Below are 10,732 nucleotides of genomic sequence, written 5' to 3' on the forward strand. Positions count from 1 at the left end.
CCACAAGTAAAAAGGGAGCCGCTATGGCTCCCTTTGCTTATTCAGCCGGTGGCTGATTATTTTTCGGTGATCAGGGCCTTGCCGGCCATCACCATGGCGGTGCCGTGTTTGCCACCGGCGGCGGTCACCTGGGGGACGCCGTCTTCGTCGGTGTCATGGCCTGCGCCGTCGATGACGTTCTCGCCGGAGTCGCCGACCCACTCGGCCATCTGCATGCCGCCGTTATTGGTGCCGCGGAACCAGCTGACATACTGCTGGGTCAGCTGGGCCAGCTCCAGCTCGGGCGCCTTCTCGGCCCCTTCGTTGCGCAGGTTCAGCATGGCGGAGCGCAGGGCGCCGGAGATGGCGGCCTGGGTCCAGGGGGTGTATTCGCCCCGCGTACCGGCGAGCCAGGTACCGGCCTTGGCATTGAAGTAGGCCTTGTCGGTGGCGATGAACAGCTCGCGGGCCGCGGTGCGATACTTGGCATCCGAGGTGGCCAGGAAGGCGGCGGTCAGGCCGCGGATGGCGGCAAACTGCGCCTCGATGGACTGGCCCGCGTCAAGCTTGCCACCCAGGGTCAGACCGTCGTGTACCAGGCCGTTCTTGCCCTTGAGGTTGGCGAGAATGAAATCGGCCTGCTTGCGCACCAGCGCGAGCGCCTGCTGACCCTGCTGGGTCTTGAGGTTCAGCTCGCCGTTGTCACCGGCGGCGTAGCCGACCGGCAGGGCATCCTGGGCGCGCTGGAAGATCTGCAGGGCGACCAGGGCGTAGGCGGCGTCGAAGGTGGTGACGTGCTTGCTCTGCTTGCCTGCCTGCCAGCTGTCGACCAGGGTGCCGGCCTTGGCATTGAAGTGCAGGGCATCGAGGTTCTTGAAGGTGAGGTTGGAGAGGTTCAGCGCCAGGGAGAAGGCATCGCTGCCCGCTACCGCCTTGCCCAGATCATTGGTCTGATTGGCGGCCGGCGCGGCGGCAAACGGGGCACCGTCGAACACGGCGTGGAAGGCCGGGTTCTGGTTGGTGTTGGCCGTGCGCTGATCGCTGAAGGCGTAGAACTCGGAGAGGGGCCACAGCAGCATCCAGGCGTCGCGCAGCTGGGCGGAGCCGTCCACCACCTCGAGCTTGCCGATGGCGCCCGCATCGTTCTTGGCTGTCTCGGTGACCTTCACCTGATGGGGGAAGTAGACAACACCCTTGGCCGGATCGTACTGCGGGGTGATCTTGGCGCCCAGAGTCTTGCCGTCGAAGCCGAGCTGGCCCTGCAGGATGGCCAGCTTGTCGATGGACTGCTCGGTCAGCATCATGCCGTTGAAGCCGTCGGCGGCAGAGACCCCCAGCTTGTGCTTGCCGTCCTGATCCATGGTGGCGGAAGCCGCTTCCACCTCTTCATCGCTCTCGGCCACGTGCATGCCGCCGAGGAAGTCCTGGGACCACATCACCTCCTTGAGCAGGATGCCGCCCACGGCCGCCGGCACCAGCAGGTTGTCGCTGCCGCTCCAGCGCAGGGTGGCGTAGTCGCGGAAGTAGGCCGGCACCTGGGTCTTGACGCTCTTCTCGTTGCCCTTGGCGGTCTTGATGGTGATCTGGTCGCCATTGACCGGGGTGGTGTTCACGGCTTGCGCGAACTCCGGGTTGGCGGAGGCGTAGGGCAGGGAGAGGGGATACATGCCCTGGGGGATTTCATCGGCCGGGAAGCCAACGGCCTCGGCCATGGCCAGCACCCGCTTGCCCAGGTCGGCCAGGGTGCCGCCACGGGCCAGGTTCTGTGGCCCGTTCACCAGGTGCGGGCCCATGCCGGACTGGTAGTTGAGGGCGTACATGGCCTCTTCGGAGTATTCATAGGATTCGATGCCGGCGGCGAAGTCGAACGGGGTGGGCTCATCGGCGCGGTTGGCGTCCAGCACATCCAGATCCAGGCCGAGGGCCTCGGCCAGTGGCTCGCCGGAGAGCTCGAATTCGGTGTAGGCCAGCATGTTGGCGGCGGTGTTGAAGGTCTTGTCTTCCACCTTGACGGCAGCGTGCGCGGCACTGCTGAGCAACGCACAGGCGATCGCCTGCACCAGTACGGTTTTTCTCATGTCCTTTTCACCCATATATTTGATTTTATTATGACGCTTCTCATGAATCTAAATGAGAATGGTGTGCATTATGGGGCAAAAGGGCGGGCTTGAGAAGTGAAAAGCCGCGCTTGCGGGTGTTGTGGAGAGAAGCGCGGCGATAAGCATTACATCAGCTTGAAAGGGATCACCAATCGACCCGGCTCCACCTTGAGGGCCTCGACCTTGTCCTTGATCCGCGCCTCGCTCTGGCGGCTGCCATCGAGCCGATAGACCGGGGTCTGGGAGAGGAAGAGGGAGAGGGACTGGTTGAAGGTGGGCAGCAGCGGGGTGAGGGCGGCCCCCACGTCGGCCGGCTCTGTCTTGACCGAGAGCAGCTCGAGATCGCGCAGGTAGATGGCGCCCTGCTCGGCCACATAGTCCGGGCGTGCCCGCAGGGAGAGGCGGATCTTCATCTGCTGGCTGCCAAGGGGGCTCGCCACCTGCAGATCGCCGGCGGCGTCCAGTTCGACCTTGTCGGCCTGGCTGCGACCGATACGGCTTTGCATCTCATCGAGACGGATCTTGCTCGACATGATGCCGGGGATCCCCAGCTGCTTCTCGAAGGCGACTCGCTCCTTGAGGTATTGGTTGATCTCCCCCTCGCTGACGCTGTACTGGGTGAGGGAGCAGGCTGCCAGCAGCAGGGCGAAGGGGAGCAGAAGCAGGTGTTTCAACATGGGAAGGTTCCATCAAATGGGTGGCAACAACAGATGGCGCCATCTTAGGGGCAAAGCGGGTCGGCCGCCAGTGGGGGCCCCTCGTCCCGTTTCTGTCGCATTCCCCATATGGGGATGGCAATCCGTTTTCATTCGAGTAGCGTTGTCATCCCCTGTGCCAACAGGCCCGCCATGGCGCCGTCCCCGCAATACCCACAGACAGGCTCCTGTTTTATCACCTCAGAATCCCATTGACCCCGTGATTTCAAAGCGAGTATTTTACCGCCGCACAAAGTCAAACTGATAATCATTATCATTTTGAATCTTCTTTGAGGGAGTAACGTGAATACTCGTGTAATGGACAATGGCGCACCTGCCGAGGCGAAGATGTCGCCTGATTTCTTGTTTACCTCGGGTCAGGGCACTCTCAGTGCCACTGACCTGGGCCAGCCTATCACCACCCCCGCCTGCGATTGGCCCCTGCTGGCACAGCAGATAACTCTGGCCCTCGATGCCGCCAGGGTCGCCGGCCAGGCCAACCCCCTGCTTATCGGTGCCTTCGCGTTCGATCCGGCGGAGGCCTCCTGCCTCTATGTGCCCGGCCGCTATAAGTGGGGCGAGAAACTAGCCCCGATAGAGCCGACACCGGCGACAGAAGTGGAGCAGACCGTCGAGGCCAACCGGGTCATCTCGGTGCAGAGCACCCCGCCGGCCAGCGAATTCCAGGCCTCGGTCAGCGCGGCGCTGGATGCGTTTGCACAAGGCCGGCTATCCAAGGTGGTGTTGTCGCGCAAGCTGACACTCACCCTGCATCAACCCGCCGATCCGAAGCGGGTGATGACCCGTCTGATGGCCCAGAATCCCCACGCCTTCCACTTCTCCCTGCCGCTCGGCCAGGGCCGCCGCCTGCTTGGCGCCAGTCCGGAGCTGCTGCTGCGGGTCAGCGGGGGAGAGGTGTTCACCCACCCGCTGGCGGGCTCCGCCAGACGGGCGAGCGAGCCGGCGCAAGACGAAATGGTCGCCCGGGATCTGCTGGCCTCTCGCAAGGATCAGCATGAACACAAGTTGGTGATCGACGAGATCCGCCGGGTGTTGACCCCCCACTGCCGCGAGCTGGCGATCCCGTCCAGCCCCTCGCTGATGAGCACGGATACCCTCTGGCATCTGGGCACCCCCATCGCCGGGCGGCTCAATGGCGGCGAGGCATCGGTGCTCTCCTTGGCCTGCCAGCTTCATCCCACCCCGGCCCTGTGCGGCTATCCCACCGATCTGGCCCGCCAGTTTATTCGCGAGCAGGAGCCCTTCCGGCGAGCCCTCTTCAGCGGCATCGTCGGCTGGTGCGACAGCCAGGGCAACGGCGAGTGGGCCGTGGTGATCCGCTGCGGGGTGCTCGACGGCCATCAGGTGGAGCTGTTTGCCGGCGCCGGTATCGTTGCGGGCTCGGATCCCGCCATGGAGTGGGCCGAGACCGGCACCAAGCTGGGGACCATGCTCAAAGCCCTGGGCCTGGATTTGGAGGTGGCGCAATGAGCTTCCTGCCCTATACCCGCTGGCCCGATGCCTTGGCGCAGCGTTACCGCGCCAAGGGCTATTGGCGCGGCGAGCCGCTGACCGCCATGCTGGCGCGTCAGTGCGAGCTGGCCCCCGATGCCGAGGCCATCCTCTGCGGCGAGCGCCGCTTCAGCTATGGCGAGCTGGACGCCGCCTCGAGCCGGCTGGCCGCGAATCTGGCCCACCATGGCCTGGGGGTGGGGGACACCGCGCTGGTGCAGCTCTCCAACGTGGCCGAGTTCTATCTGGTGTTCTTCGCCCTGCTGAAAGCCGGTATCGCGCCGGTCAACGCGCTCTTTAGTCACAACCGGCTGGAGCTCCTCTCTTATGCCGAGCAGATCACACCGCGCCTCTTTGTCGGCTCGCTGGCCCATCCGCTGTTTGCGAGCAAGGGTCGCGAGAGCGAGCTGCTGACAACCATCGGCGCCGAGCTGGTGCTGCTGGATGGCGATGAGGGGGAGCTGGGGCTGACCCGCTGGTTGGCGAAGGGGGCTGAGAGTGAGCCGATGAAATCTGGCCCGACCCCGGCGGACGAGGTGGCCTTCTTCCAGCTCTCCGGTGGCAGCACCGGCACCCCCAAGCTCATTCCCCGCACCCACGACGACTACCTGTACAGCGTGCGCCGCAGCAATGAAATCTGTGAATTGGGGCCCCATACCCGCTATCTGTGCGCCCTGCCGGCGCCCCACAACTTCCCTCTGAGCTCCCCTGGCGCGCTCGGGGTGTTCGAGGCGGGCGGCACAGTGGTGCTCGCGCCCGACCCCAGCCCCATCAGCTGTTTCCCGCTGATCGCCCGCCATCGGATCAATCTCACCTCGCTGGTGCCGCCGGCGGTCTCGCTCTGGCTGCAGGCCGCGGAAGCGGACCCCACTGCGCGCACTCAGCTCGAGAGCCTCGACTTGCTGCAAGTGGGCGGCGCCAAGCTGGGGGAGGCGGTGGCCAGCAAGATAGGGCCGCTGCTCGGCTGCCGGCTGCAGCAGGTGTTCGGCATGGCGGAAGGGCTGGTGAACTACACCCGGCTGGACGACCCCGACGAGAAGGTCATTCACACCCAGGGCTGCCCCATGAGCCCGGACGACGAGGTGCGCATCCTCGATGAGGCGGGCAATCCGGTCGCCCCCGGCGAGCCTGGCGCCCTGCACACCCGCGGCCCCTATACCTTCCGCGGTTACTACCAGAGCCCGGTCCACAACGCCCGGGTGTTCGATGCCGAGGGTTTCTACTGCTCCGGCGATCTGGTGGTACAGGATGCCGATGGTTACCTCACCGTGGTCGGGCGGCAGAAGGATCAGATCAACCGGGGCGGCGAGAAGATCGCGGCGGAAGAGGTGGAAAACCAGCTGCTGCACCACCCGGCCATCACCCATGCGGCCCTGGTCTCCATGCCCGACAGCGCCATGGGGGAGAAGAGCTGTGCCTTTATCGTCAGCACGGATCCCGCCTTGAAGCCGCTGGCCTTGCGCAAGTTTCTGCGCGAGCGCGGGGTGGCGGACTTCAAGCTGCCCGACCGTTTCGAAACCCTGGACGCCCTGCCCATGACGGCGGTGGGCAAGATTGACAAGCAGGGGCTGCGGGCGCGCATTGCGCACGCCATCGCCGCCAACCAGCCTCTACAGCATAAAAACTAGTAAGGAATCATGACGTTATGGCTATCCCAACCCTGAACAATTACGCCATGCCCAGCCAGTGGAAGGCCAACAAGGTCGACTGGACCCTGGAACCCAAACGCGCCGCCCTGCTGATCCACGACATGCAGGAGTACTTCACCGCCTTCTATGGCGAAAACAGCCCGCTGATCGCGGCGCTCACCGAGCAGCTGGCCGCCGTGCGCAAGCAGTGCAAGGCTCTCGGTATTCCGGTCTTCTACACCGCCCAGCCCAAGGATCAATCCCCTGAAGATCGCGCCCTGCTCAACGACATGTGGGGCCCGGGTCTCAACAAGCGGCCCGAACAGCAGCAGGTGGTGGCGGCGCTGCGCCCAGAGCGGGACGACACCGTGCTGGTCAAGTGGCGTTACAGCGCCTTCCAGCGCTCCGAGCTCGAGCAGATGCTCAAAGCGCTGGGGCGGGATCAGCTGATCATCGGCGGCATCTACGGCCATATCGGCTGCATGATGACCGCCTGCGACGCCTTCATGCGCGACATCCAGCCCTTCTTCCTGGCGGACGGGGTGGCGGACTTCTCCCTGGCCGACCACCAGATGGCGCTGGACTACGTGGCGACCCGTTGCGGCAAGGTGATCCCCTGCGAGGAGGTGCTGGCCCTTGCCCCGGCTTCTGCCGCCCAGACCAATCCGCTCCTGACCAATCCGTTGCTGACGTATGAGGGGCTCAAGGCACGGCTGCTGAGCCATATCGACGAAGACGAGGGGGAGTTTGACCCCGACGAGAACCTCATCGACTACGGTCTGGATTCGGTGCGGATCATGGCCCTGCTTACCGAGTGGCGCGCCGCCGGGGTGGAGCTCGGCTTCGTGGATCTCGCCAAGCTGCCGACCCTCAACGGTTGGTGGCGCCTCATCGAGGCCAAGCTGGCAGCCCAGGCGCTGGAGGTGACCCCATGAACCGCTTCCCACTGACCATTCCCCAGCAGGGGCTCTGGTCCGGACATCTGCTGAACGATGACAAGGCGATGTTCAACACCGCCGAGTGCATCGCCTTCGACGGCAAGGTTGAGGCGGCCGTGCTGGCCGCGGCCCTTGCCAAGGCGGTGGGTGAGTGCGAGGCGCTCAAGGGCCACTTCGAAGACGATCAGGAGGCGGTCTGCTTCGTCCCGGCCGAGCTGCCCCTGGCCTATGAAGAGGTATCCCTCGAGCGCGATGACGAGACGCTGGCCCGCGCCTGGGCCTGGGCCGATCTGCGCCGCCCGTTCGAGTTGACCCAAGAGGCGCCCTGCCGCTTCGCCCTGCTGCGCGGCCCCGGCCGCGATTATCTCTACAGCTGCGTGCACCACATCGCCCTCGACGGCTTTGGCACCACCTTGCTGTTCCAGCGCATCGCCGAGCTGTATGCAGAGGGGCTGGCCGGTGAGATGAACTCCCCATCCCCCTTCGGCTCGTTGGCTGAAGTGCTGGCCGAAGAGGCGAGCCGCGAGCAGAGCGGCAAGAACGCCGCCGCCCGCGCCTTCTGGCAGGAGCAGCTGCAAGGCTGGCCCGAGGTAAAGTCCTTTGGCGAGACCCGCGCGCCCATCGCGGCCGAATTTATCCGCGAGAGCCGTCCGCTGCCGGCGGCGCTCTGGCAATCCCTGACCGGCTTTGCCGACGAGCACAAGCTGGGCTGGCCCGATCTGCTGCTGGCCGGCCTCTCGGCCCAGCTGTCGCTTTCGAGCGGCCAGCGCCAGACCCTGCTCGGCCTGATGATGATGAACCGCATCGGCTCGGCGTCGCTGACCGTGCCCTGCATGCAGATGAACATTACCCCGCTGGCGTTGACACTGGGTGAAGAACTGGATCTGGCGGGGGCTGCCGGCGCCGTGGCCAAGGCCAAGCGCGGGGTGCGCAAACACCAGCACTACCGCTACGAGCTGCTGCGCCGCGACCTTGGCCTGGTGGGGGGTGACAAGCGCCTGTTCGGCCCGCTGGTCAACATCATGCCGTTCGATCACGCTCGCCGCTTCGGGCCGCTATCTGCCCATATTCTCAACATCAGCGCCGGCCCGGTAGAGGATCTCACCATCGAGGTGCAGGTCGGCGTCGATGGCCAGCCCAGACTGGATCTGGACGCCAACCCCGGCTGCTACCGGCAGGGGGATCTAGCCGCCATCGCCGATACCCTGTTTGCCCTGCTGGGGCGCTGGCTGGCCGAGCCCGCCCAGACCCTGGGGACCCTCAAGGCCGACTGGCTGGCCGAGCAGCGAGCCAGCGCCCTGATCGCCGGCCCCGCCCATGAGGCTGTCCAGGTGCGGCCGGTGCTGGAGGCGCTCTGCCACTTTGCTGCCCAGACCCCGGACAAGATTGCGCTGGAGCAGGGGGAGGTCCGCTTCAGCTACGAGGCGCTGCTGGCCAGATCCGAACAGATGGCGGCCGCCCTGCAGGCCGCAGGCGTCGCCCCCGGCGACAAGGTGGGGGTCATGCTGGCTCGCACCCCCCAGGCCATCTTCGCCCAGCTGGCGGTGCTGCTGGCGGACGCCGTCTACGTGCCGCTCGATCCCGAGCAGCCGCTGGAGCGTCAGGGCCATATCCTGCGGCTGGGGGAGGTCAAGACCCTGATCACTCAGGCGGAGTACCGCCACAAGCTGATCAGCCTGTTTGAGGGGCGTACTCTCTTGGTTGGGGATCTGCTGGCGGGGGATCTGGTGAGCGATAACCGCTTGAACCAGCCGGCCGCCGGCCGCGCCGTCGCCTACCTGATGTTCACCTCGGGCTCGACTGGCCTGCCCAAAGGGGTAGCAGTCAGCCACGGCGCGCTGGATCACTTCGCCGCCGCCGCCCGCTGCCGTTATCACCTGGATAAAGACGCGCGGATGCTGCAATTCGCCCCCTTCAACTTCGATGCCAGCATCGAGGAGGTGTTCGCCACCCTGAGTGCCGGCGCCACCCTGGTGCTGCGCACCGACGCCCTGCTCGAATCCATGCCCGCCTTTGCGGCCGGGGTGGAGCAGATGGGGATCACCCACCTCGACCTGCCCACCGCGTTCTGGAACGAGTGGGTGGTGGCGCTGACGGCGGGTCAGGCCCACATTCCTGCCGGGCTTACCACCGTCATCATCGGCGGCGAGGCGGTCTACCCCGAGCAGCTGGCCCAGTGGCAGCGTCAGGGCCGCTCCGATGTGCGCCTGTTCAACACCTACGGCCCCACCGAAACCACAGTGGTGGTGACCACCCAGGAGCTGCAGCAGGAAGACCCGAGCCAGGCCCAGTTGCCCATCGGCCTGCCACTGCCCGGCATGCAGGCGCTTATCCTGGGGGCGGGGGAGCAACCCGCCAGCGAGGGGGAGCTGGTGCTGCTCGGCCCGCAGCTGGCCAACGGCTACGTGGGGGGCGTGCAAGGTAGCTTCGATACCTTGCGGGTTGGCGCGGAGCAGATGCCCGTCTATCGCACCGGCGATCGGGTGCGGCTGGTAGACGGCCGGTTGGTCTACCTCGGCCGGCGCGACAACGAATTCAAGATAAGCGGCTATCGCATCCAGCCCGGTGAGGTGGAGGCCCAGCTGCTGGCCCTGCCGGGGGTGGACGAGGCCTGCGTGCAGGGGGTGAGCATCGGCAGCGTGCGCCGGCTGGTGGCCTTTGTGGCGGGGCCGGAGCGCGACAGCCGGGTCATCAAGGCGCAGTTGGCCAAGGTGCTGCCTGCCGCCATGATCCCCACCGATTATCGCCACTATGACCAGCTGCCCCGCACCGGCTCCAACAAGCTGGATCGCAAGGCCCTGCTGGCCGCCTACCAGGCGGGCGGCGAAGCCCTGACCCTGGGCAGCGAGACCGAGAACCGGGTCGGCACCATCTGGCAGCAGATCCTGGGGCTCGCCACCATGGCGCCCGCCGACAACTTCTTCGAGCTGGGGGGCCAGTCCCTGCAGACCATCCAGATAGTCAACCGGCTCGGCGCCGAGTTCGGGATGCAGGTCAAGGTCTCCGACGTGTTCGATCACCCGCGCCTCGATGACTTCTGCCGCTTCCTCGACGGCCTGCTTTCCGAGGACGAAGAGAGCGTGGAGATGGTGTGGTGATGGATAAGGAGCAACAAGCAATGGCCTTTGATTTTACTGGCAAGCGGGTCTGGGTGACCGGAGCCGGGCGCGGTATCGGCCGCGAGGTGGCGACGCAGTTCGTGGCGGCCGGCGCCGCCGTGGTGGGGCTGGATCTGGCGTTTCCCGAAGCCGACTACCCCTATGCCACCCGGCTGCTCGATATCGGCGATTCGAAGGCGGTCAACGCCTGCTGCGCAGCGCTGCTGGCGGACGGCGGGCTGGATGTGCTGGTCAACGGGGCCGGGGTGCTGCGCCTCGGCTCCACCGAAACCTTAAGCGATGATGACTGGCACGACTGCATGACGGTCAACGCCAGCGGCGTCTTCTACCTGCTGCGGGCCCTGGTGCCCCACTTCAAGGGGCAGCAGCGCGGTGCCATCGTCACCATCGGCTCCAACGCCGCCCATGTGCCGCGCATGCAGATGGCGGCCTATTGCGCCTCCAAGGCGGCGGTCACCAGCCTGACCCAGACGGTGGGGCTGGAGCTGGCCCCCTTCGGGGTGCGCGCCAACCTGGTGTCGCCGGGCTCGACGGATACCCCCATGCTGCGCGGCATGCTGCCAAGCGAGGAGGCCATGGCCCGCACCATTGCCGGGTTGCCGGAGCAGTTCAAGCTCGGCATCCCCCTGCGCAAGGTCGCCACCCCGGCGGAGATCGCCCATACCGTCCTCTTCCTGGCCTCGGATCTGGCCAGCCACATCACGCTGCAGGATCTGGTCGTCGACGGCGGCGCCACCCTGAGTGCCTGAGGCTTGAGAAACA

Annotated in this window: 7 protein-coding genes; 5 read left to right on the plus strand and 2 right to left on the minus strand. The window is 65.9% G+C overall.

Features of this window, described 5'->3' with window-relative positions; all coding sequences use genetic code 11:
- Positions 1-56 precede the first annotated feature (56 nt).
- Complete coding sequence (locus R2B70_RS08140) at positions 57-2,057, minus strand: hypothetical protein (RefSeq protein WP_318163099.1); 2,001 nt, start codon at positions 2,055-2,057, stop codon at positions 57-59.
- A gap of 146 nt (positions 2,058-2,203) precedes the next feature.
- Positions 2,204-2,755: a lipoprotein gene (locus tag R2B70_RS08145; protein ID WP_318163100.1), complete on the minus strand. Its 552-nt coding sequence runs from the start codon at positions 2,753-2,755 to the stop codon at positions 2,204-2,206.
- Positions 2,756-3,076: 321 nt separating this feature from the next.
- Here R2B70_RS08145 and R2B70_RS08150 point away from each other — a divergent pair, with 321 nt between their 5' ends.
- From R2B70_RS08150 to amoA, 5 genes are read left to right on the plus strand one after another with little or no spacing between them, the layout of a single operon-like run.
- Positions 3,077-4,264: an isochorismate synthase MenF gene (locus R2B70_RS08150; RefSeq protein WP_042075326.1), complete on the plus strand. Its 1,188-nt coding sequence runs from the start codon at positions 3,077-3,079 to the stop codon at positions 4,262-4,264.
- On the plus strand, positions 4,261-5,913 hold the full coding sequence (amoE, locus tag R2B70_RS08155; protein WP_318163101.1) for an amonabactin biosynthesis (2,3-dihydroxybenzoyl)adenylate synthase AmoE: 1,653 nt from the start codon (positions 4,261-4,263) through the stop codon (positions 5,911-5,913). Before R2B70_RS08150 ends, amoE begins: the two co-directional genes overlap by 4 nt.
- A gap of 17 nt (positions 5,914-5,930) precedes the next feature.
- Positions 5,931-6,848, plus strand: coding sequence for an amonabactin biosynthesis bifunctional protein AmoB (gene amoB / locus R2B70_RS08160; protein ID WP_318163102.1), 918 nt, complete (start codon positions 5,931-5,933; stop codon positions 6,846-6,848).
- Positions 6,845-9,949, plus strand: a complete 3,105-nt coding sequence (gene amoF, locus R2B70_RS08165) for an amonabactin biosynthesis non-ribosomal peptide synthetase AmoF (protein WP_318163103.1) — start codon at positions 6,845-6,847, stop codon at positions 9,947-9,949. The genes amoB and amoF overlap by 4 nt, the downstream gene beginning before the upstream one ends.
- Positions 9,950-9,969: 20 nt before the next feature.
- A complete protein-coding gene (gene amoA, locus R2B70_RS08170) occupies positions 9,970-10,719 on the plus strand; it encodes an amonabactin biosynthesis protein AmoA (protein ID WP_318163104.1) in 750 nt (249 codons plus the stop codon).
- Positions 10,720-10,732 lie beyond the last annotated feature (13 nt).

The sequence above is a fragment of the Aeromonas sp. XH genome (assembly GCF_033348475.1).
In the GTDB taxonomy this organism is placed as follows: Bacteria; Pseudomonadota; Gammaproteobacteria; order Enterobacterales; family Aeromonadaceae; genus Aeromonas; species Aeromonas sanarellii.